General features: G+C 62.7%; 21 protein-coding genes. 12 read left to right on the top strand and 9 right to left on the bottom strand.

Translation table 11 applies throughout. The features are described from left to right. The first annotated feature begins 53 nt into the window (after window positions 1–53). The 6 genes from LB543_RS06055 (at window position 54) to LB543_RS06030 (ending at window position 5,493) form a co-directional block, all read left to right on the top strand. On the top strand, window positions 54–791 hold the full coding sequence (locus LB543_RS06055; protein WP_140760845.1) for a Crp/Fnr family transcriptional regulator: 738 nt from the start codon (window positions 54–56) through the stop codon (window positions 789–791). Between the two features lie 189 nt (window positions 792–980). After that, window positions 981–2,192: an amino acid ABC transporter substrate-binding protein gene (locus tag LB543_RS06050; protein WP_224613429.1), complete on the top strand. Its 1,212-nt coding sequence runs from the start codon at window positions 981–983 to the stop codon at window positions 2,190–2,192. Between the two features lie 31 nt (window positions 2,193–2,223). Continuing rightward, a complete protein-coding gene (locus tag LB543_RS06045; RefSeq protein ID WP_224613428.1) occupies window positions 2,224–3,087 on the top strand; it encodes a branched-chain amino acid ABC transporter permease in 864 nt (287 codons plus the stop codon). Further along, the gene (locus LB543_RS06040; protein ID WP_224613427.1) at window positions 3,084–4,031 is read left to right on the top strand and encodes a branched-chain amino acid ABC transporter permease; all 948 of its coding nucleotides are present in this window, start codon (window positions 3,084–3,086) and stop codon (window positions 4,029–4,031) included. Before LB543_RS06045 ends, LB543_RS06040 begins: the two co-directional genes overlap by 4 nt. Next, window positions 4,028–4,762, top strand: coding sequence for an ABC transporter ATP-binding protein (locus LB543_RS06035; protein ID WP_224613426.1), 735 nt, complete (start codon window positions 4,028–4,030; stop codon window positions 4,760–4,762). The genes LB543_RS06040 and LB543_RS06035 overlap by 4 nt, the downstream gene beginning before the upstream one ends. Next, a complete protein-coding gene (locus tag LB543_RS06030; protein ID WP_140811466.1) occupies window positions 4,759–5,493 on the top strand; it encodes an ABC transporter ATP-binding protein in 735 nt (244 codons plus the stop codon). The genes LB543_RS06035 and LB543_RS06030 overlap by 4 nt, the downstream gene beginning before the upstream one ends. Before the next feature lie 78 nt (window positions 5,494–5,571). On the opposite strand, the gene LB543_RS34050 is transcribed toward LB543_RS06030, so the two are convergent. The 5 genes from LB543_RS34050 to LB543_RS06005 form a co-directional block, all read right to left on the bottom strand. Continuing rightward, window positions 5,572–6,789, bottom strand: a complete 1,218-nt coding sequence (locus LB543_RS34050; RefSeq protein WP_224613425.1) for a virulence factor family protein — start codon at window positions 6,787–6,789, stop codon at window positions 5,572–5,574. A 124-nt stretch (window positions 6,790–6,913) separates the two neighbouring features. Beyond that, window positions 6,914–9,538: a bifunctional lysylphosphatidylglycerol flippase/synthetase MprF gene (gene mprF, locus LB543_RS06020; protein WP_224613424.1), complete on the bottom strand. Its 2,625-nt coding sequence runs from the start codon at window positions 9,536–9,538 to the stop codon at window positions 6,914–6,916. A 49-nt stretch (window positions 9,539–9,587) separates the two neighbouring features. Then, window positions 9,588–10,547: an ABC transporter permease gene (locus LB543_RS06015; RefSeq protein WP_224613423.1), complete on the bottom strand. Its 960-nt coding sequence runs from the start codon at window positions 10,545–10,547 to the stop codon at window positions 9,588–9,590. Next, a complete protein-coding gene (locus LB543_RS06010; protein ID WP_140811469.1) occupies window positions 10,531–11,472 on the bottom strand; it encodes an ABC transporter ATP-binding protein in 942 nt (313 codons plus the stop codon). The genes LB543_RS06015 and LB543_RS06010 overlap by 17 nt, the downstream gene beginning before the upstream one ends. Then, window positions 11,469–12,617, bottom strand: a complete 1,149-nt coding sequence (locus LB543_RS06005) for an NEW3 domain-containing protein (protein ID WP_224613422.1) — start codon at window positions 12,615–12,617, stop codon at window positions 11,469–11,471. The genes LB543_RS06010 and LB543_RS06005 overlap by 4 nt, the downstream gene beginning before the upstream one ends. A 416-nt stretch (window positions 12,618–13,033) precedes the next feature. Between LB543_RS06005 and LB543_RS06000 the strand changes: the two genes are divergently transcribed. The 4 genes from LB543_RS06000 (at window position 13,034) to LB543_RS05985 (ending at window position 17,124) form a co-directional block, all read left to right on the top strand. Next, on the top strand, window positions 13,034–14,215 hold the full coding sequence (locus LB543_RS06000; protein WP_318012956.1) for an FAD-binding domain: 1,182 nt from the start codon (window positions 13,034–13,036) through the stop codon (window positions 14,213–14,215). A gap of 447 nt (window positions 14,216–14,662) precedes the next feature. Continuing rightward, window positions 14,663–15,196: a sigma-70 family RNA polymerase sigma factor gene (locus LB543_RS05995; protein ID WP_140760864.1), complete on the top strand. Its 534-nt coding sequence runs from the start codon at window positions 14,663–14,665 to the stop codon at window positions 15,194–15,196. Beyond that, window positions 15,183–15,968 (top strand): hypothetical protein, encoded by a 786-nt coding sequence (locus LB543_RS05990; protein WP_140760867.1) that lies wholly within the window; start codon window positions 15,183–15,185, stop codon window positions 15,966–15,968. Before LB543_RS05995 ends, LB543_RS05990 begins: the two co-directional genes overlap by 14 nt. A gap of 907 nt (window positions 15,969–16,875) precedes the next feature. Next, the gene (locus tag LB543_RS05985; protein ID WP_140760869.1) at window positions 16,876–17,124 is read left to right on the top strand and encodes a hypothetical protein; all 249 of its coding nucleotides are present in this window, start codon (window positions 16,876–16,878) and stop codon (window positions 17,122–17,124) included. Between the two features lies 1 nt (window position 17,125). Here the strand turns inward: LB543_RS05985 and LB543_RS05980 are convergent, their stop codons facing one another. Then, window positions 17,126–18,622 carry an aldehyde dehydrogenase family protein gene (locus tag LB543_RS05980; RefSeq protein ID WP_224613420.1) on the bottom strand — a complete coding sequence of 499 codons (1,497 nt, stop codon included), beginning with the start codon at window positions 18,620–18,622 and terminating at the stop codon, window positions 17,126–17,128. Between the two features lie 143 nt (window positions 18,623–18,765). Here LB543_RS05980 and LB543_RS05975 point away from each other — a divergent pair, with 143 nt between their 5' ends. Both LB543_RS05975 and LB543_RS34140 read left to right on the top strand, forming a co-directional pair. Beyond that, on the top strand, window positions 18,766–18,957 hold the full coding sequence (locus tag LB543_RS05975; RefSeq protein ID WP_224613419.1) for an SDR family NAD(P)-dependent oxidoreductase: 192 nt from the start codon (window positions 18,766–18,768) through the stop codon (window positions 18,955–18,957). Window positions 18,958–19,038: 81 nt separating this feature from the next. Next, window positions 19,039–19,158 (top strand): hypothetical protein, encoded by a 120-nt coding sequence (locus LB543_RS34140; RefSeq protein ID WP_411908741.1) that lies wholly within the window; start codon window positions 19,039–19,041, stop codon window positions 19,156–19,158. 148 nt (window positions 19,159–19,306) lie between these two features. Here the strand turns inward: LB543_RS34140 and LB543_RS05965 are convergent, their stop codons facing one another. The 3 genes from LB543_RS05965 to LB543_RS05955 form a co-directional block, all read right to left on the bottom strand. Then, on the bottom strand, window positions 19,307–20,440 hold the full coding sequence (locus LB543_RS05965; protein WP_224613417.1) for a substrate-binding protein: 1,134 nt from the start codon (window positions 20,438–20,440) through the stop codon (window positions 19,307–19,309). A 69-nt stretch (window positions 20,441–20,509) separates the two neighbouring features. Beyond that, window positions 20,510–20,782, bottom strand: coding sequence for a hypothetical protein (locus LB543_RS05960; RefSeq protein WP_140760875.1), 273 nt, complete (start codon window positions 20,780–20,782; stop codon window positions 20,510–20,512). 90 nt (window positions 20,783–20,872) lie between these two features. After that, window positions 20,873–22,450 carry an HD domain-containing phosphohydrolase gene (locus LB543_RS05955; RefSeq protein WP_140760877.1) on the bottom strand — a complete coding sequence of 526 codons (1,578 nt, stop codon included), beginning with the start codon at window positions 22,448–22,450 and terminating at the stop codon, window positions 20,873–20,875. Window positions 22,451–22,603 lie beyond the last annotated feature (153 nt).

Below are 22,603 nucleotides of genomic sequence, written 5' to 3'. Positions count from 1 at the left end.
AGCCACCGCAGGATGCTGTGGACGATCGGCCTCTCGCAGTTTGGAACATTGGTATGCCGCTGACCGGTCACGCGATCATGACCAGACTGACGCGCGTCATGAAACTGGACGCGGCCGACCTCGCCAGTCTTGAAGCAATCTTCGAACGCGACGTGACTGTCAGGAAGCGAGAGGAACTCGTCATCCATGGGTCGCAGTTCCGGAGCCTGTGCTTTATCAAAGAGGGCTACGCGATCCGCTACAGACTGCTGCGGAGTGGCAAGCGACAGATCCTCAAGCTCATCCTGCCCGGCGACGTGATCGGGTTTCCGGTCAGCTTTTTCGATCGGTCCACCTATGCTGTCGTGGCACTGACGGAATTGACGTGCACCGTCTGCTCGCTCGATTCCTATATCCGTCTCTGCTACGAGCAGCCGCAATTCGGACTGGTCTTGAGTTGGCTCGCCGCGCAGGAGGCAGCGAACTACGCGGAGCACATTGTCAATCTCGGCCGGCGCACACCGATCGAACGGTTGGCCCACCTTCTTCTCGAGATTCATGCGCGCCTTGTCGAGGTAGGACTTGCGCCAGAGACGAGTTTTGATCTGCCCTTCTCGCAGGAGGTCATGGCGGACGCACTCGGGCTGAGCGTGCCACATCTCAACCGGGTCATGCAGCAGCTGCGCGCCGAACAGCTGATCACCAGCAAAGCGCGGCTCATCGCGTTGAGCGACCCCGCGGGCTTGCGACGACTGGCCCAGTATCAGCCGCAGAACCTCGTGCCGATCCCCTTGCTGGAAGGGCACCGCTGACGATAGAGGCCACGCCTGGCGACGGTCGCGCGTCAAACGAATGTCGTATCGCCCCTCTTGCCCCGGAGCGCTTGAACTCCAGTTTCAGGCTCTAGCCAATGGCGTTCCCGAACGGCTTTGGTTGATGCCACCACCAGCCTGCGGCTCATTGCCGATGGCACAACAAAAGACGCTTAGGGAGGAGACACCATGTCAAACAGCATGCTTCATCTGGCCGGCGCCTTGCTGGCCGGCGCGGCCCTCGCATTTTCATCGGGCGCGGCATCCGCGGACGACATCGTGCTTGGCGCATCGGTGCAGTTGACCGGCGCCTCGGCCAATACCGGCCGCTATTACAAGGACGCCTACGAGTTCGCGATCGACAAGATCAACGCAGCCGGCGGTGTCACCGTGGGCGGCGAGAAACACAAGCTGGCGCTGAAAATCTACGACAACCAGTCGGATGTGAATTTGAGCGTGCGGCAGTACACGCAGTTGGTCTCGCAGGACAAGGTCGCCCTGCTGCTCGGGCCGTTCGCGTCGAATTTCGCGCTGGCGGATTCGGCCGTCTCGGAAAAGTACCGGATACCGATGGTTCAGGGCGGCGGCGCATCCGACCAGATTTTCTCGCGCAAGTTCAAATACATATTCGGCACGCTGGCGCCGGCGAGCAACTATTTCGCCTCGACGGTGAAGATGCTGAAGGAACTCGACCCGGCACCCAAATCCGTCGCGCTTCTCTATGCCGACGACGCTTTCGACGTCTCGGTAGCGGATGGCACGCGGCCATTGCTGAAGGATGCGGGGCTGACGATTGACATGGACGAGAAATACAGTTCCAACGCCAGCGACTTTAATTCGCTGCTGTCACAGATCAAGAGCAATGGCGCCGAGGTCGTCCTGGTAGCCGGCCACGAAACCGAAATCCTCAATTTCGTGCGCCAGGCGAAAAGCCTCGCCGTCGCCCCAAAGCTCTACTCCTTCACCGTCGGCGTGCCGAGCGAGGACTTCCGCAAGGCGCTGGGCGCCGACGCCGACTATGCCTTCGGCATGACCGCCTGGCTGCCTTCGGCGGAACTGAAGGACAAATGGTTCGGCGATGCCGCTACCTTCGCCAAGGACTACAAGGCGAAATACAACTACGATCCCGATTACCACGCCGCGTCGGCCGCGGCCGATGTCGAGGCACTGGCACAGGCGATCGAGGATGCCGGCGGCACCGACCCCGCCAAGGTGCGCGATGCGCTCGCCAAGCTCAACCTCGACAGCCTTTACGGCAAGATTGCCTTCGCTGAAAACGGTCAGATCAACCTGTCCCAGACGGTGATCCAGGTTCAGGGAACGGAGCTCAAGGCGATCTATGGCGCCAACGGTTTCGTCGAGAAACCGAAATATCCGATGCCGGCCTGGGACAAGCGCTGACCTTTGACAAGATCGGACTGAGGGGAACGGCGTGGATCTGCTGGCGCAAATCCTGATCAACGGCATCCTGCTGGGCGGCCTCTACGCCATCATGGCGCTCGGGCTCGCCCTTGTCTGGGGCGTGCTCAACATCGTCAACTTGGCGCATGGCGCCTTCATCATGCTGGGCGCCTACCTGTCCTGGCATCTCTACACCTATCTCGGCATCGACCCTTTCCTCGGCCTGCCGATGACGGCCATAATCATGTTCACACTCGGCTACGCGGTGCAGCGCGGTCTGCTCAATCTTGTCGTGCGCGCGCCGATGTTCAACACGTTGCTGATCACCTTCGGGTTGGAGGTGGTGCTGACCTATCTGGCACAGCTTGCCTTCTCCGCCGACTTCCGCACCATCAACCCGCCCTACGCCGGCAACAGCATCGCACTCGGTCCGGTCGTACTGCCGCAGGCGCGACTGATGGCATTCGGCGTCGCCATCGTGCTGACGCTCGCCATGTGGGCTTTCCTGCTGCGCTCCAAGCTTGGCCGCGCCATTCGCGCCACAGCGCAGAACCTCGTGGCGGCAAGGCTTTACGGCGTCGAGCCGCGTCACCTTTATGCCGTGACCTTCGGCATTGGCATCGGACTTGCCGGTGCTGCCGGTGGGCTTTACGGCACGGTGTCGCAGATAAATCCCTATATTGGCGCGGCATTGACCGCCAAGTGTTTCGCCATCTCCATCATCGGCGGACTGGACAATCCGTTCGGCGTCCTGGTCGGAGGGCTGTTCCTCGGCATCATCGAGTCACTGGCGGTGCTCTATATCGGCGCGACTTTCGCCGACGTGGCAAGCTTCGGCGTGCTGGTCGCCGTGCTGATCGTGCGACCGAGCGGCCTGTTGGGCAAAACCGCATGACCGCTCCCCGTATAGTCATCGCGTTGGTCGTGATCGCGGCGCTCGCCGTCGTGCCGTGGTTCGGTTCGGACGTGCTGGTCCAGTTCGGCATCAACGCGCTGCTGCTGGCTGTTCTGGCGCAAGGCTGGAACATCATCGGCGGCTATGCCGGCTATGCCTCGTTCGGCAATTCGGTGTTTTACGGCCTCGGCAGCTACGGCGTCGCCATCGCCATGGTCCAATGGGAACTACCCTTCGCCGTCGGGCTGGTGTTCGGCGTGGCGCTGGCCCTCGTCTTCGCTTTTCTGCTCGGACTGCCAGTGCTCAGGCTCAAAGGGCACTATTTCGCGATCGCGACCTTGGCGCTGGCGCAGGTCATGATCGCCATTGTCTCCAATATCGAATTGGCCGGCCAGAATATCGGCCTCGTGCTGCCGCCGCTCAACAACGACCCGTTGTTCTACGAACTGGCGCTCGGGCTGCTGGTGCTGACGACGCTGACCATCTTCTGGCTGACACGGAGCCGCTTTGGTTTCGGGTTGATCGCCATCCGGGAGAACGAGGAAGGTGCTGCCGTCATGGGCGTCAACACGACGCTCTACAAGGTGCTCGCCTTTGCCCTCTCCGGCATATTCAGCGCGCTCGCCGGCGGCATTCACGCCTACTGGATCACTTTTCTCGATCCCGAAAGCGCCTTCGACATCAGCCTCAACGTCAAGATGATCATCATGGCCGTATTCGGCGGGCCGGGCACCATCCTTGGCCCTGTCGTCGGTGCCTTCACCCTTTCAGCGGTGTCGGAATTCCTGTCGAGCGAGGTGACCAGTGTCGCCGGCCTGTTCTTCGGCATCGTGGTGGTGGCCGCCGTGGTGCTGATGCCGCGTGGGCTGGCCGACGTGGTGCGTCGTTTCCGCAAGTCGGGATGGCGCTATTTCATCGAGAACATCCGGGCACATCGCATATGAGCACGATCCTCCAAATCAGCCATGCCACGCGCCGCTTCGCTGGGCTGATCGCCGTCGACGATGTCTCCTTCACACTCGACGAGGGCGAAATCCTCGGCGTAATCGGACCCAACGGAGCAGGCAAGACGACACTGGTCAGCCTGATCAGCGGCACGCTGGCGCCAAGTTCCGGCGATATCATTTTCGCCGGACAGTCGATCGCCAAACTGCCTGCTTACCGGCGCGCACGGCTCGGCATCGGCCGCACCTTCCAGATCATGCGGCCCTTTCCCGGCCTGTCGGTTCTGGACAATGTCGCCGTCGGCGCGCTGTTCGGCCGCGGCGGTGGCGAAGCCGATCTCAACCGCGCGCGCGAAAGGGCGCGCGGCTACCTCGACTTCGTCGGCCTTGGCAAATCCGTCGACCAGCGCGCCGACGAACTTGGCGGCCCGGGCCGCAAGCGGCTGGAACTCGCCAAGGCGTTGGCCATGCAGCCGAAGCTTCTGTTGTGCGATGAGGTGATGGCGGGATTGAACCATGTCGAGATCGACGAGGTGATCGACGTCATCCGCAAGGTGCGAGATCAAGGCATTTCCATTCTGGTGATCGAACACGTCATCAAGGCGATCAAGAGCCTGTCGGACCGGCTGCTGGTGCTGCATCATGGCGAAAAGATCGCCGACGGCGCGCCGGATGCGGTGCTCTCCGACAAGACGGTGGTCGAGGCCTATCTCGGCAAGAGGCGCGCATGAGTGCCGCGGCGAAGAAAGGCCAGGCGCCACTGCTGAAGGTCGCCGACCTTGGCGCCGGTTATGGCGGCATGCCGGTGCTGCGGAACGTTTCGCTTGAAGTGCACAAGGCCGAGATCGTCGCCCTCGTCGGCGGCAATGGCGCCGGCAAGACGACATTGCTCCGCGCCCTGTCGCGTGTGATCGCTGCCACCGGAAAGATCGAATTTTCCGGCCGGGATCTGGTGCCGATGACCTCGGACGAAGCGTTTGCGTCAGGGCTCGTGCAGGTGCCGGAAGGCCGACAATTGTTCGATCGCATGACCGTCGAGGACAATCTCTTGATGGGCGCCTACCGGCGCAGCGACAAGGCGGCCGTGCAACGCGATCTCAAACGCATGTACGGCCTCTTTCCCCGGCTTGGCGAACGCAAGAAGCAGCTCGCCGGATCGATGTCGGGCGGCGAGCAGCAGATGTGCGCCATGGCGCGCGGGCTGATGGCGGCACCCGTCCTACTGATGATCGACGAGATGAGCCTTGGCCTGGCGCCGGTCGTGGTCGAGCAGTTGATGGCGGTGCTGGCGACCATCCGCGACGAGGGCGTGACCATCCTTCTGGTCGAACAGGACGTGCATCTGGCGCTGTCGGGCGCCGACCGTGGCTATGTCATGGAGACCGGCCATATCGTGCACCGGGGCGCGGCCAAGGAACTCATCGACGATCCCGAAGTTCGCCGCGCCTATCTGGGGCTTTGAACCCGGGTTGGTCTTCCGCCTTTCGGGCACACGAAAGCCTGACCGGTACACAATGACGAAGCCGCCAACATTTGGGAGCTACTTTTGCTTCGCGGCATGGCGCTCGAAGGTAGCCAAGATACGTTCCGCCAGCCTCGAATAGTCACCGTCGAAATGGTGACCGCCCGCCGTCCGAATGACCTCGGCGCCCCGGGAGACCAATTGCGGGCAAAACGAGTCGGTCTCTTCCTCACCGTAAAAGCATTGAATGGCCGCAGCCGGCATGCGCCCGACGGCTGGTTCGACGGGAGTGGCTTTCGCGCTCGGCGGGGCTCCCAGCCACCCGGCGACGGTAATCTTCCAATCGGCCGCGCCCGCGAAGCCCAATAGCGAAACAATCGCGACACGCTGCCTGAGATCGGCGGGCAACCCGTCATAGGCGAACGGCAGGACGTCCGCCCCAAACGAATAACCGATCAACGCCACCTTGTCGGCATGCCACTTCGCGCCATAGGCTGAAATGACACTCGCCAGGTCGGCCGCCGTTTGCTCCGGCGATTTCTCGTTCCAGAAATAGCGAACGCTGTCCCAGCCGACCACGGAAACCCCTCGCGCTTGCAGATCCTCCGCTATGGTCTTGTCGAGGTCGCGCCAGCCTCCGTCGCCCGACAGCACGATCGCCATCAGCCCCGAGGGTTTCGAAGCCGGCAATTCTATAAGCGGCAGGGCGGCCACGCCCTGGGCCGTTCCCTGGTCCAGATGCGGTCCGACCAGTTCAACCAACATGTCATCCCGACTACCGGAGTTGACTGACTGGAAGGTCAATGGCGTAGCCGCGGCGCGAAGTCGGTCGAAGTGTTCTCTCGCGCTCGCGGGCTCGGACGCCGTCAGCCCGACGTCCCAGAAGCCGTGCAGCGGTGAAATCGGCCCGTAGATGTACCCGCCGGCGCCGGGCGTCGACGGTGCGCCGGCGCAAACCGGGCGCTTGCCGCTCAAGCCGATGCTGGGGTCCAGCGATACGGCGCCCAACAGCGTGTTGACCGGCGCTTGCGCCAGAATGGCCCCGGCAAGGGTGCCGCCTTCTCCGGCGCCGGCGAGGATCGGAAAGTGATATTCAAGGCCGCCATGCGTGCGCTGCAACTGGCGGCTGAGTGCCTCCACGTCGCCGACGAGATTGTCACATGGGCGATCGCCATCGGCGATTCTGTCGAGATAGAGCTTTGTATCGACGCCGACCGCGAGTGCCCCGTTCTTGCCGAGAGCGTCCAACGTAGTCTGATCGGCAGCACTCCAGCCGCCGATATCGGAAAACACCACGACGTATCCGCGCATCGGTCCCTCGGGCAAGGCGACATGGACGTCGCCGAAGCGGCCACCGTCAAGCGCCAAGACGGGTGTGGCAGAAAGCATTGCCGCCGCGGCAAGCAGGCAGGCGAAGAGCCTATTCACGGTTCGAAAGCTCCTTTGGTCTCTTGAACCCCCTGCTGATCAAAGTGGTGGCATCGGCAAGGGCCATGAAAGGACTGAGCGTGCCCGACGCCGCCAGATAGCGTGGCTCCCATATCGGATCGAACTTGTCCTTGAAAAGTCTCAGGCCGCGAAAGTTGTAGAACGGGCTGCCATAGTGCCGGATGATGGCCCCCAGCCTGTTCCAGCGGGAAGAGAGGGGCGGAGACTCGATGCCGCTGAGCGGCGCCATGCCAAGACTGAGGCAACGGCAATTCAGTTCCTTGAGCTGAAGCATCAGATTCGTGAACAGGAATTCCATCGCGTATGGTGACGTGCCGCGTGCGTGCCGCATCAACCCTGTCGATGCTTCCCGAACCGAACTGGTCGTCATCACGGTGACGAAAGAGGTGGGCACGCCATGTTGACGGACGAGCGCGACCCATTGGGACTCGAGATAGCGTGGTTCGAACGCGGCAACCGAGAAGCCTTTTTCGCCGTTCCGCCGTGTTTCGAGCCAATCCGACGAGATCGTTTCCAGCGCGGCGAGGATGAAAGCCACACGATCCGGCGGCACCAATTCGAAGGTTAGTCCATCGCGCTCGCCACGTTTGAGCGCATAACGAAGATGGGCTTTCGCACCGCCCTGGAGACTGAAGTCGGTGAGCGGCACACATGCTTCCTCGCCGAGCTTCATGACGGTCAGGCCGGCATCCAGGTAATATGGCAGGCTCTCGGGGCGTATCTGGTAAAAAGCCGCCCGCCCGCCATGGCCGTCAGCGAGCCCGATGAAACGCCGGATCAGTTCCGTCCATTCCTCGCACGGGCCGACGGGGTCAAAAAGCGCAATCCAACTGCGCCCGCGCTTGCCGTACATGATGAAAGCCTTGCCGGAGGTGGAAAAGAGCAAGCTCTTGTCTCCCATCATCGCAAGCAGGCTTTCGCTGCGGCCCTGCAGGTCGATGATGCGCGATGCATGCGCGAGCGCGGCGGCATCGGGCGGCGAGGCAAGGCCCTTGGGCGGGCGAAGCAATTCCCACAGGCCAAATGCTATCGCGATGACTGCTGCTCCGAGCAAGGCGCGCAATGCCCGCGGAGCCTGCGCGTCGAATTCGAACTGCCACCAAAGGTCGTGAGCCGTGTAGTCGACGTCGCGGAAGGCCAGAAAAAAGATCAGTTGGGCAGCGACCAGGATGACTGCCACCGCGACGAACCAGCCAATCGTGAATGGTTGTTCGAGCATCGAGGCCGGACGATCGAACTGCCGCCGCGTCGTGAGAAGAAGAGCAATCAGGAAAGAAAGGAAACCTGCCTCGCCATAGGCCAGCCCCTTGGCGAGTGACAGACCCAGGCTCGCGATTGCCAGCGCCAGTGCAATCCACCAGGCGCCGTCCCGCCGCTCGAAGAGACCGCGAGCGACAAACAGGAAGACAAGGCCCAACAGACTGCCGAGGAAGTGCGATGTCTCGACAATCCACAGCGGCAGCCGCATGGACAGGATTGCCAGCCGGTGCCCGAAAGTAGGTGTTGCGCCGGAAATGAGCAGCATCACTCCGGCAGCGAAAGATATGACGCCCATGAAGCGCGGTGCCAGACCGGCGGCGGCTCGGACAAGGCGATCGTCGCGGGATCGTTCGTGGCCGATGGCAAGGCGGGTCTCGAAGATTGCCAGCAGTGCCGCGGAAAGCGCCAGCGGCACGGCGAAATAAATGCCGCGATAGGTCAACAGGGCCGCTGCTATCGAATCGGCAGAAGCCTGTCCTTTGAGAGCCCAAAGCACGACGGCCTCGAAGACCCCAATCCCGCCAGGCAGATTGCTCACCGCGCCCAAGGCGGTGGCGGCCGAGAACACTGCGGCAAAGGTGAAGAAATCGATCGGTGCGCCAGGCAGAAGGATCCACAGCGCCGCCGCGGCACCGGTCAGGCGCGTCGCGGCCAGCAGCAGTTGCGCCGCCGTGAGCATCTTGCTCGGGCCAGCAATTGAAAACGCGCCTATTCGCAAGGTGCCGCGCGGACCGAAGAACACGATGGCCACCGCCGCCGAGAGAGCCATGGCCGATATCAGTCTCAGCAACTCCGGCCGCCATCCCAGGAGATGCGCAACCGGTACCGGCTCCATCAGCCCGGCGAATCCGCCGAACCCGGCAAGTCCCAGTCCGAAACCTCCGGCAATGAATAGCAACAGCCGGGCAATGTCGCGCGACCTGATGCCGACAGCGCCATAGATACGATATCGAACCGCCGCGCCGGTGAGGGTGCCGAAGCCCACGGCATTGCCCAGCGCGGTGCCGCAGAACCCCGCCAGAAACGGTGCCAAAAGAGGAGTGCGACCGCCAACATAACGAACCGCACAGACGTCTCTTGCGACGAGTGCGGCAAAGCTCAGGATCGTCGCGCAGATCGACCAGCCGATGGCGGCGGCGGGCATGTGACGCATCGCCCTGACAAGAGCTTCGTAATCGAGGTCTTGGACGACATCGCTGAAACCGGCGATGGTCAGTCCGATGGCCACGAAGACGGTGAGCGACGCCGCGATGCGGCGAAGCGGCCCGCCAAAGTGGCGCGCCCGCGCGACTTCGCAGCCGATCGTCGGGTCCGCCGACTTCAAGATACTGTTCACGGATATCCCGGTATTGCGCGGTTCGAAGGCAAGTGCCGCGCTCGCGCCGTCATGCCCTTATCTCCTGACGCTGGAACGATACGTATGCGATCGTGAACAGCAGAAGAAGCACCGCGATCATGCCGGCAAGCTGCGGCCAGATGAGCGCCATGCTCAGCGAAAACGGCAATGGCGCGCCCATCACGGCGCCGCTCATCTGGTCGGCGAACAGCAGGCCGAGCGAGCGTGTCGCCGGGTTGAGCAGCGCAAGCGTGGCTTCGCCGTAAAGCGTGTTGGGCGAGACGCGGGCGATCGCCTGCTCGAGACCGATCTGGTGCACCGCCGTCATCGGATCGAGGGGATCGATCGGCACGACCACACCTGCGATCAGGGGCGCCAGCATCGGCCAGAATACGGTGAACAGCAGCCAAACGGTGAGTGCGCACAACGCCGATGTCGCCGGCGATCTGACAAGGGTGGAGAAAGCCATCGCCATTGCCAGCCAGACGCCGGCATAGACGAAGGACGCGAAAAGGAAGGCAAGTCCGCGCGCGACTTCCTCGCCGCTCGGGGGCAGGCCGAGCAACAGCATGCCGAGGCCGGTGACCAGCAGCCACAATGCCAGCAGGCAGATGGCGATGACCAGAAGCCCACCCAGAAACTTGCCGGCAAGCAGCGCGTCACGGTAGATCGGCTGCGACAGGATGCGCGACAGCGTGCGGCGGCTGTATTCGCCGTTGATGGCATCGAAGCCGAGCGCGATCGCCACCAGGGGAATGAGAAAGCCGAGGAAAGAGACAAACGACGGCAGCGGCGGCTGCGCCGTGGTGAACAGGCGCAGGAACAGGAACGGGTCCTCGCCCAGCGTCGCCTTGATCTGGCCGATGGCCGCATAGACCGAGCCGATCGCCGTCAGGACGACGAGGAGCATGACCAGGTGGATGCGGACGCTGGTCATATGATCGGCCGCCTCCTTGAGCGCGACCGTCGACAGGCCGACAAAGGGCGACCCTTCACGCTGCTGCGTCATGGCTCTCTCCCTCGAAAAAGCGGACATAGACCTCGTCGAGACCGGACTGGCGAATGCTCATGGCATGAAGCGCGCCTCCCGCCGCCACGACCAGCCGGGCAATGTTGGCCCTGATGTCGGCGTCGGTGTGGACGCGCCATCGCCCCGGCCTCAGAGGTGTCACCCCCAACACATGCGGCGTGCCCGCCAGTACGAGGCGCAGATCGGCTTTCTCGGCTTCCACCTCGACCACATGCGTGCCGCCGAGCACCTCCGAGGTCAGGTCGTCGACCCGGCCGATGAGCCCGATGCGGCCCTTTCGGAAAAGTGCGACACGGTCGCAGATCGTCTGCATCATGCCAAGCAGATGCGAAGAGAGCACGATTGTGACGCCGTCGGCGGCAAGCTCGCGGATATGGTCCAGCAGTTCCTGCGTCGATTGCGGATCGAGACCCGAGGTCGGCTCGTCGAGGATGGCGATCTCGGCCTGCTTGACGAGCACTTCGGCCAGGCCGAGCCGCTGGCGCATGCCGCGCGAGAAGGTCGCGACGCGGCGATCGGCGACATCGGCCAGCCTTACACGCTCCAGAGCCGCGGCGATGCGCCGGTTCGCCTCCTCGGCGACAAGGCCCGCGAGTCTCGCCGAGTAGACCAGGTTTTCGCGCGCCGTAAGCTGGTCGTAGAAGCCTATCTGATCCGGCAGATAGCCGACCCTGCGCTTGACCGCCAGCGGCTGGCGCAGCGGGTCGAGGCCCAGAACTCGAATTGTGCCGGAAGTCGGTTCTGTAAGACCGAGCAAGAGCAGGATCGTGGTGGTCTTGCCCGAACCGTTGGGGCCGAGCAAACCGAAGACCTCGCCCTTGCCGACGCCAAGATCGATGCCGTCGACGGCGGCAATGCGGCCGTAGCGCTTGACCAGGCTGGTCGCTTCGATGACCGTGTTCATCGCCGGCCATACCGGGTTACGGCAAAAGCCAGCATCAGCGCCGAGGCGCCGATGACGCCGAGGCCGGTGACTCCCCACAGCGTCGAGGTGCGCACCGTGACGCGGAAATTGGCGTCGTCGGAAGTCCCTTCGCCATTGGTACGGACCGAAACCATGTAGTCACCGGCAATCGCCTGCGCGGACGGCGTCATCGAGACGCCGACATCGGACGTAGCGCCAGGCGCGATCTCGTCGACCTTTTCGGGGCTGAAGGCCACTTTCCATCCAGAAGGCGGGCTTGCCGTCAATTTCAGGTCGCGGGCGGGCGCCGAGCCATTGTTGGAGAGCGTGAAGGTGAAGGTCCGTTCCTGACCCGCCGTGGCGTTGCCGGAAAGCCGACCTTGGGGACCGGAAAGTGAGATCGTTGGCCTGCCGGTAACGTCGAGGACCAGCTTCGTATCGGCACTGACATTGCCGCCGCTGGCGGCGATGTCGACGGGGTAGTGGCCCGCCTGGGCATTGTCCGGCGGCTGGACACCGACCGAGAGCGTCTTCGACTCACCGGCCTTCAGCGGCAGGCTGGTCAATTCCTGCGATCCGTAGCCCTGCTTGAAGGTCACCTGAAAGCCGGATGGTGCCCGCGACAGGAGATTGACCGTCGTGTCCTCCTGTCCCTCGTTCTTTATGTCGACCTGGAAGTCGAATGCCGACTTGGCCGTGCCGCGCAACGCCGGCAGCTTCGGCTCCAGTGTCAGCTTCGCCGGCTCGGTCTTGGCAAGGGTCAGTTGCATGGGCAGTTTGAGGGCCTCGCCACCGGACTTGCCCGAGACGGCGAAGTCGATCGCCTTGACGCCACCGGCCGCCGGTGGCGTCAGTTTCAGTGTCAGGCCGACCGTATTGTCGGCGCCGGCGATCGCCGCGGAGACCGGTTTGCCGCCGCCGTCGATTTCCCACTTCCAGCCGGTCGGCAAGCCATCGACGCCAAACTCGACACGCTGGGGCGGCAGGCCATGGTTGGCCAGGCTCAGGGGAACGCTCACCTCCTTGCCGACCTGGGCGGAAAATTCCGGATAGGGCGTCGTCAGCCACAGGCCGGTCGGCATCTGGCCGGCAAGCGCCGCGCCCGAGGCCGCGGCCTGCTGGGCGCGCGCCGGGACGACGTTCAACAGCAGACCGAGGCCTATCAGAGCTGTAGCCAGTTGTGTCGTCGGGTTGGGAAAAGACATACGAATAGATGCAGGATTCACATCCGCCTCCCGCGCAATGTTGGCAAATAGTCGTTTTCTTGCAAAGCCTTAGGGAGCTTGATGCAACGAGGAAAACTAGCGATCCGTTTATGGCGCCAATGGGGCGAATCGACTCATCGGCGGGATCCTCACGAAATTGTAACCGAACGTGTTGTTGCGTGATCGAAGCAGGCCACGAGATGGGCACGGCGATCGGCGTGCCGAGATCATGACACCGTGGCAATGCGATGATTGAAGAGGCGACGGCGGCCGGAGGCGGTTCTGCGACCGTCGGTCCATGGATCCCTTGCCTCGAACGTCGCACCCGCTAGCTTTTTGGCATGGATAGCCGAACGGTGCTGATTTCCGGCGGAGGAATTGCAGGGCCGGCCCTCGCCTTTTGGCTCGATGCAGCTGGATTCCAGCCAACGCTGATTGAGCGAGCGCCAAGGCTACGCACCGGAGGATATGTCATTGACTTCTGGGGCCTCGGATACCGCATCGCCGAACGAATGGGACTTGGTGCCGACATCGACCGTGTAGGTTACCACGTGCGCGAGGTTCGCATCGTGAATGATCGCGGAAAGCGGCTTGCCGGTTTTGGCACGGGCGTCTTCAGCGATCTGACGGATGGGAGATATGTGACGCTCGGGCGCAGCGATCTCTCGCGATTGCTGTTCGAAAAGATCAAGAACACGACCGAGGTCATTTTCGACGATGAGATCGTCAGGCTTCAGGAGCAGTCAGACGGGGTGAAGGTTCGGTTACATGGTGGAGCCGAGCGTCAGTTCGATCTGGTGATCGGCGCCGATGGGTTACATTCGGCCGTTCGCCGGCTGGCCTTCGGCCCCCAGGCCAGGTTCGAGAAGAAACTCGGCTACGCTGTCGCGGCCTTCGAGGCGGGTGGCTATCGTCCGCGCGATGATGACGTATACTTGATGTACGCGCGGCCTGGGCAAATGGTCGGCCGTTTCACGCTTCGTGACAACCGCACGCTTTTTCTGTTCGTCTTTGCCGTCGACAGCGATGCCATGCCAGTCGCGCTGGCCATGCAGAAGAAAATGCTGCGGGAGCGTTATGGCGATGGAAACTGGGAATGCCCTCGCATCCTGGAGGAGTTGGATCGTACGGACGAACTCTATTTCGACAGCGTCAGCCAGATCAGGATGAACAGTTGGTCTCGAGGCCGCATTGCCCTGACCGGCGATGCCGCATTTTGCGTGTCCCTTTTGGCGGGACAAGGATCGGCCCTGGCCTTGATTTCCGCCTATGTGCTGGCAGGCGAGTTGCTCAGGGCCGACGGGCGGTGCGAGGAAGCTTTTCCCCGATACGAAGAATTCCTGCGGGATTACATCAACGCGAAGCAGCAAGGTGCCGAGCGATTTGCTGGAGCCCTTGCACCAAGAACGCGACTGGGCCTGTTATTCCGCAACCTGGTGATAAGGACATTCGCAATCCCCGGACTGGCACGTGTGGCGTTCAGAAGGGAAATTACCGACACCTTGCAGTTGCCTGACTATCACTGGCCATCCCCGTGAATTGACCACCGCAAAGCCCTGCCTTTGGGATACAACGCCTCAACGGTTGTGGGCGCCAGGCTTTCGAAAAATGTCTATCGGGCTGGAATAGTTTCGCCCCTGGCTCAGTAAGTAGGGCAATGAGGGTGAGCTTTCGGCGTGGCGGCAACTGGCAGGCCAAGGTCGGACAAAGGGAGTGATAGCGCGGGTAACGATGTTTTTCGACAGCTCAGCGCTTTGCGTTCGGGAGGAGCGCGCTCCCATCAGGCCCAGCGGTTATTTCCCTGACCGCTGGGCCGATCCACATGTCCAAAGCACACTTGAACGACTTCGAATTCTATCCATGAAGCGAATTCTATCCATGAAGATTGTGAGGCGCAGGGCCTCTGAATTTGGGGCACGAATCACTCTTGCCGTAGGCAGCGATCGGCTGGGGACGGCGTCAAGGGTGGCTCGGAACAAGGCGAAATGAGAGCGAAGTTCGACGTCACACCTTACCTGGAGGATCTTTGGCGCTATGGGCGCGTGCTCACGCGGGATGATGCTGACGCCGATGACCTGGTTCAGGAGGCGCTCGCTCGCGCACTTTCACTGGCCGGCACCTATGATGCTTCTCGTCCGCTGCTGCCTTGGCTGATCAGAATTGTTCGCAATACGTTTCTGACCGGCGCGGCCCGTGCGAACGCCGACAAGCGGCGCCTTGAGTCTTACGCCGAAACGTCTGACACGGCGTTGCTCCCGTCACAGGAGCATAGCGCTGAACTGTCCAACGTAAGGAAGGCACTGGTCGGATTGCCAACCGAGCAAGCGGAAGTTCTCCATCTGGTCGGCGTGCTGGGCTTTACCTATTCCGAGGCCGCCGAATTGCTGGGGGTGCCAACAGGAACCGTCATGTCGCGCCTGAGCCGCGCACGAGCCGCCTTGAAGCGCAACATGGAAAAAATGAGCGGCTTCGCACCGGCTCAGTTTAAGGTAGTGGGAGGCCGTGATGTGGCCAAGTGATCGCGTTTCCGAGGAAGAAATCAACCGCCTCCTCGATGGCGAACTGTCGCCGTCGCAGAGATCCGACCTGCAGGCACGTCTTGCCCTGGAACCGGAACTGGCGGCGGAAGTGTTTGCTCATGCGCAGCGCATGGGGTCACTGCGCGACGTCCAGCCCCAGCGGTTGTTTCCGCCTTCTGCGAGCCTGCAAGGAGCAAAGCGGTTGGAGGGAGCGTTTCGCCGGAGGAGATTCTTTGCCGCGCTGAGATTTCAAATCGCCGCCGTCGTACTGATTGCGCTCGGGTGGTCGGCCAACTCGTTGACCATGTCGCTTCGCCAAGGCGGTCAAACGGCGGATGCGAGTTTCATTCTGGCAGCGCGTGATGCCTTGCGCGTTGCGCAATTGAACGCCGGTCCCGGGAAGGGCAGTGAGCCGAAGCAGGACAAGATCGAACGACTGGTGGGCGCCGCGAATATAAGTATGCCGACCCTTCCCTCAGTATGGGTGGTGACGGATGTTCAGGTGCAACCCTGGAACGGGAAGCAGAGTCTGGTTTTGACGGCGGATACGCCGAGCGTTGGTAGGATCACCTTGGTGGCGGCTCCGATGAATGGCGAAGATGCTGTCCCTCCGACCCCAGCCACTGACGGCCGCGTGCCGACTGTTTACTGGCAATCGGGAGGCACAGCCTACGCCTTGATGGGGTCCGCCGCGCCGGATCGGCTCGAGAAAGAAGCAAAGCAAATGGAAGTCGCCACAAGGAGGAACGTTGCGCCCAAGACAAGGGGCTGATTGGGGCCGACACGACGATGGCAAGAAAATGAGAACCGAGTTTGGATCCGACCGGTTCAGCACGTTTCCTCGGCATATTGCCGAACCATGTTTCCCTAGTTGCGTACACGGTGATGAACACCCGCACAGGTTCCACGCCCTGGTAGCACACAAGGAAGGTTGACCGATGAATGCCTTTTCGTTTGAAAAAAGCCCAAGGTACTACCCATCAACCTGCCCGATCTGTACGGGCACGGCACTCGAAGCCGATATCACGCCGCGAAGGGTAGAATTCCAATGTGCCTCCTGCGGCGCATATGAGATCACTGCCGCTGCTCGTTCCGCAATGAAGGGCCTATCGCGGGAGCATCGAGAATTGTGGCTCTCGCAGACCCGGCAACAGGCTGCGAGTGCGCGGCAAGTTCCGCTCGTGGCCTGCGCGAATGAGACGTTGCGCCTTCAGACGGACCGCTTCTCGTGAAGCACGCGATGCAGTTCGAGGAAGTGCGTCCGCGCGGGCACTTCCTTACGGCCCGGCGTCCGGCGGGGTTGGCGCCGGGCCGCTCTCCCGGTGTGACCAGCGCGGCACTGCCTGTTGAGTAAATGGCGAACCGGCATCCATGGTTTTGAGTTGAGGCGAGCGTTGATGCGAAAATTGGAAAAGCACGAAGAGATAGGGCTAATCGGCTACCCCCTATGACGGAGAATACCTGGCCGTGGTTGACAGCAGAAGACAATATGACTGGATACTGGGAGGTGATCTGTGTGAACTCGATGGTGCATCCTTGGCCGATCAAGCGGCTAATCTTCCTAGATACTATCCTGATGGAAGCCGTTTGGTATTAGCCACCATAAAGGGCGACATGCTTGTCGCACTTCGGGATTATTAGACGGCATCCGCGCTAAAAGAACCGGCTATGTGATCACCATGTCAATCGACGAGAGCCCCGAAACCACGAGCCCGGCACAAGATCCACGCATTGCCGATCTTCGCGCGGCGGCAATGTTGCGCGACGCCGGCTTCATGTCTTTTGATGCGACAACCGAAAGCGCGTTGGCGACCATTTCCGCCGAGATGAACCTGGGGCGCCTGGATCTCATTCGGATTGCGCTAACTGAATGGCTGGAGATGCGCGACAAATGCGCAATCCCTGATTCCCCTGGAAGCCTGCCCTAAACTAGTCGGTCTGGATCCAGATCGACTTCGTCTCGAGATACTCATGCAGATGCTCGACGCCGCCCTCGCGGCCATAGCCGGACATCTTCATGCCGCCGAATGGCACTGCCGGGTCGATGGCGTGGTACATGTTGACCCAGACCGAGCCGGCCTTGATGCGGCGCGCCAGCTTGTGCGCGGTGCCGAGATTGGTGGTGAAGATACCGGCCGCCAGCCCATAGGGCGTCGCATTGGCGCGCGTGACGGCCTCGTCCAGCGTGTCGAACGGCATCGCCGAAATGACCGGCCCGAAAATCTCTTCGCGTGCGATGGTCATGGTGTCCGACACCGCGCCGAAGACGGTCGGCGCGATGAAGTTGCCGCCATCATAGAGCGCGCCCGTCAGCCGCGAGCCGCCCGCGACCAGTTCGGCGCCTTCGTCGCTGCCGGCCTTGATGTAGCCTTCCACCTTGCCGGCCTGCCTGGCATTGATGAGCGGCCCGATTTCGGTCTCCGCCTCGATGCCGTGGCCGATGCGCAACCTGCCGGCGAAGTCGGCGACCCGGCGCACGAATTCGTCATGGATTTCGCGCGCCACGAACAGGCGCGAGCCGGCAATGCAGATCTGGCCCGAATGCACGAACACCGCCATGGCCGCGACCGGCACGGCCTTGTCGATATCGGCATCGCGGCAGACGATGATTGGTGACTTGCCGCCCAGCTCCAGCGAAACGCGCTTGAGGTTGGTCACACCAGCCCGTGCGATCGCTTGACCGGTCAGCGTCGAGCCGGTGAAGACGATCTTGTTGACGTCGGGATGTTCGGCGAGCCGCGCGCCCGCTTCGGCGCCGGTTCCGGTGACGATGTTGACGACACCGTCGGGCACGCCGGCTTCCTGCATCAGCCGCGCGATCAGCAGCGGCGTCAGCGATGCATCCTCCGAGGGTTTCAGCACGATGGTGCAGCCGGTGGCGAGCGCCGGCGCGATTTTCCAGATCGAGGCAGCGGTCGGCGCGTTCCAGGGAATGATCGCGCCGACGACGCCGACCGGCTCGCGCCTTGTGAAGCTGACGATCTCGCCGGGAATCGAATTGTCGATGGCCTCGCCATGCAGCACGGTCGCCATGCCGCCGTAGAAGCGCAGCATGCCGATGACGCGGCGCCGGTTGGCCAGGGTGCGCGTGATCGGCAGCCCCATGTCGAGCGTGTCGGAGACGCTGAGCTCTTCCCAATGTGTCTCGAACAGGTCGGCGATCCTGAGCAGCACGCATTGCCGTTCGTAGGGCGAGAACTTGGACCAGGGACCTTCGAACGCCGCGCGCGCCGCGGCCACCGCCGCGTCGACATCGGCGGCCGAGCCGCGCGGCACCGTTGCCAGCACTTCGCCCGTCGCCGGGTTCAGCGCCTGCATCTCCTGGCCGGACCGCGCCGCGACCCACTTGCCACCAATGAACATCGGCCGGAATTCGCCATGATAAAGCATGGTGGCCTTCGCCCTCGGGTCGAAGCTCAGCGTCATCGTCTCCTCCTTACGAATTCCATGGCGACTATTACTCCCGGTGCGAGCGACCTCAAACAAGGAAAGCTGAAAGAGCGTTCAGATGATCGGACTTGTGCAGCGCGCCTGTCTTCCCCGATGGTTCCAGCAACGGAGGAATGGATATGAGACTTGCTGGCAAGGTTGCCATCGTCACAGGTGGCGGGTCGGGATTTGGTGAAGGCATCGTCAGGAAGTTCGTCGCCGAGAGCGCACTGGTCCTGCTGATGGACCGTGACGAGGCGGCCGCTTCCCGGGTTGCCAGAGAGGTCGGTGCAAACGTTCGGCCGCGACGTCTCCAAACTGGAGAGTTTTGAAGCGGCCGCCGACCTGGCCCGATCAATCTTTGGCGCGCTCGACATACTGGTCAACAATGCAGGGCCGCCCTGTTCGGTGCCGTGGTGGGCGAGCCGGGTGTGGCAAAGGTTCTCGATATTTTATTGGACGAAGTGGCGACTGACCTCAGACTTTGCGGACTGCCCTGTTTTGAGCAAGTGGGGCCAGGACTAATAGCATAGGGATACCCGCTCAGCAGTGCGTCAAGGGAACGTCGGCGGAGCAAAACTGCCGTTTCCAGGCACTTGGCCGGTACAGCCACCATCGATGGGATAGGTGGCGGGCCGTATCTAGCCGGCCCGCCGTTTGCACACACCGGAATGCCGCTAATCAGTCCGCAGTGGCGAGTTGGAGTTCGCCGGTCAGCACACGCTCGTTCGGATCGATCGGACCGAGCTTCCGGACGACCCGGAAGCGACCGCGCTCCGCCTGCGCGATGTACATGTTCATGCGAACATGGTGCTGACCGGGAACCATTTCGGCCGGTCCACCTGGTCCCTCGCTGATCCGGGCATGATCGAGCGCCCGGATCACGGCGCCCTGCTCGAGCGTAGCGGCTTCGTTCACTGCTGCTTCCCACATCTTGATCGCCCGGTAATGACCGGTGCAGCCGCTGCCTGCGGTCAACATGGCGCTGCCGGGGAAACGCGCGGTGTAGCGACCCAAAAGCGCGCGGCCATACGGATCGTCGAGTTCCTGGTAGTAATCGAGGCAGCTGTAGAGTCCCTCGATCTGTTCGGACGGGACGAGGTTGAGGAAGTTCTCATCAAAATAGGTGCAGACGATCCTGCCGCCGCGCTTGCCGAATCCGGCCTTGTCCAGCTCATCGAGGAACGGCGTCAGCCCCGGCGGAACGATGGTATTGAACACGACATCGGCGCCGCTGGCCATGATCTGCTGCACCGTCCGTCGGAAATCTACGGTATCGAGCGGGAAATACTCCTCGCCGACGATCTCGCCGCCATTGGCGCGCACGACCCGGCTTGCAGCCTTGTTCAGAATATGTGGCCAGATGTAGTCGGCCGACGGCAGATAGAAGCTTTTCGCCCCTGTGGTCTCCATCAGCCACGGTATCAGCGGCTCGACCTGCTGCGCGGGTACCGGACCCGTGCAGAATATCAGGCCGTCGTTCTCCTGTCCCTCATACTGCTCGGTGTAGATGTAGAGCGTCTTGCCGCGTGTGACGGCCTCGCTCTTGATGGCCAGTCGGGTCGAGCTGTAGATGCCGCCGACGACAAGGTCGACCTTGTCGACATCCACGAGTTTGGCGGCGCTTGCCTTGGCGGCGCTGTCGGTGGTCTCGCCGTCCTCGATGATCAACTTGACCGGCCGACCGAGGAGGCCGCCGCCTGCGTTGATATCGTCGACAAGCATGGTCGTGAGATTGGCATTGGCAATGCCCATGAAGGACAAGGGGCCGGTGAGTTCGGCGATAAGGCCGATCTTGATGGGATTCTGGTTCATCTGATCTCTCCAACTCTTGGGGTTCGTTGGGCGCGCCGCCGCCGATGGCAGGCGGCGCACAGCATCGATTCAGGCCTCGTAGTGGCCGAGCAGAAGTGCGGCCTGCGGCTTCCCGACATGGCCGGCTTCCTGCATGATCCCGGGCACCTCGGGGTCGGAGACGAAATTCTTCCAGCCCTCGGCGTCCCAGTCGAAGATCGCCCAGATGCGGTCGGCCTCGCTGGGGTCGCGGAACACAGTGGCGCCGCTCGACCCGTGCAGCCGCCGCTTGTCGGCGCCCTTGGTCGAAAAGATGTGGATGAAGCGGTCGAGGTCCGCCACTTTGGTCGTTGCGAGAAGCATCTGAATTCCTCCTGTCGGTCGCGGCCACCATTGGTCCGTCGACAGGATCACGATGCGCGCCTCGCAGCCGGCGCACATGGGGTGAATTCCCTATGGCTGCGTTTCGCCTGGCCTGACCAGGCCGTGCTCGACCGCGTAGAGCGCCGCGGCCGCACGGGTGGCCACGCCGATCTTGGAATAGACGCTCTGGACATGATGGTCCGCGGTCTTTGGCGAGATGTCGAGCCTGCGGGCCGTTTCCTTCGCGGTCAGGCCGGCGGCGATCAGGCGCAGCACCTCGATCTCGCGCGGCGTCATGCCGGCCAGCGACCGCGGGGGCGGCCGTCGCGACGGCTGTCCGGCGAAGGACAACACAGCCTCGGCGGCGTCGGGACAGATACAGCCATCGCGAACGGCGGCACGCAACTGCGCCGCCGCAGCCTCGCTGGACAGCGCCTTGCGGTGGGGACGCTCTTCCCGCGAAGTTTGGAACGCCTCGGCCGCGGCCAGGATCCTCGCCGCCGGGGACAGGTCGGAGCCGCCGACTTTGCGGTGATAGCCCGAGCCGTCCAGGCGTTCGTGATGGCGCAGCACCACGTTGGCCATGGTATCGCCGTCGCGGCCGAACGAGGCCAGCGCGCGCTCGCCGTAATAAGCGTGCAGTTGCGCAGCGTCGCGCTCGCGGACCGACAGCGGACCGTTGCGCATCCAGGTTGCCACCGGCACCACCAGTTCGCCGATGTCATGGATGCAGCCAGACCAGCGCAGTGCGCGGACATCGGGCTCGGGCAGCCCGAGCCGTCGTGCACCTCCCTCGGCCAGTTCCGCCACCATTCGCGAATGGCCCTGCGTGAACGGCATGCGCATGTCGATCATGTCGGCGATGGCAAGGAAAGCCTCGTCGCAAGCCGCCTCGTCCAGCGTCACCGGCGGATCGGGCTCCAGTGCCAAGATCGTCTCGCGGTCAACCGTCGCCCCGATGCCCTCCATCAGCGCGAGCGCGTTGGCGGAGACGAGGCGGGCCAACTCCGCTTCGTAGGGGCCATCGCCACGACTGGCGATGGTTTCGGCCATCGCGTCGATGCCGACGGCGTCGCTGAGCGCAATGACGTCCTGTGCCAATGTAATCAGGCGCACGGCGGGCAAGACATCTTCGCCGCCCAGCCCACGCGGCAGGCCCTTGCCGTCCCAGCGTTCGTATATCTGTCCAAGGTTGCGCCGTATCTCGTCGGACAGGCCGAGCCGCTCGCCGATCCGCTGCGCGACCTCGCAATGCGCAGTGAGCACCGGGCGGGCCACCGCGAGCGCTTGCGACATCGCGGCCTCGATCGCCTTGGCCTGCGCGTCGGGGTCAAGATCATAATAGAGCCGCTTGAAGGCCTGAACGAAGACCCGGCCCAGCTCGGCGCGGTTGCCCATGTCCAGACCGACAAGGTCCTGGCGTAGCGCGATTTCGTCGCCGAAAGTGGCCGACAGAAGGTCGGTGTCGGCATTACAGCCGACGTAACGCAGCATCGACTGGTGGTAGGCATTGCGCCGGACTTCCTCCGAAAGGCCGGCAAGCTCGGCGATCCGCATCGCAAGCACGCAGGATTTCAGCGCGAAATCGCGCGAATGGCCGGTGGCGAGATCCGACGCGTAGGCGAGGACCATCATGAAGTCCGCCCGGCGGATCGAAATCTTTGTCATCGCCGACCTCCCCTTGACCACGTTAGCCCCGCGCGCCGCCAATACCTAGGAAAAAGCGGTGACAAGGCCGAGATTGCCCGGGGATACCGTGTCAGCCATCGGCCGCTCTTATTGGCTGGTCGACACCCTATCTGATCGCAGCAGGCACCCGCA

It is taken from the genome of Mesorhizobium sp. ESP7-2, assembly GCF_020164715.1.
Lineage (GTDB): Bacteria > Pseudomonadota > Alphaproteobacteria > Rhizobiales > Rhizobiaceae > Mesorhizobium.
The sequence above is the reverse complement of the archived record's forward strand: the minus strand, read 5'-3'. Positions and strand labels throughout refer to the sequence as shown.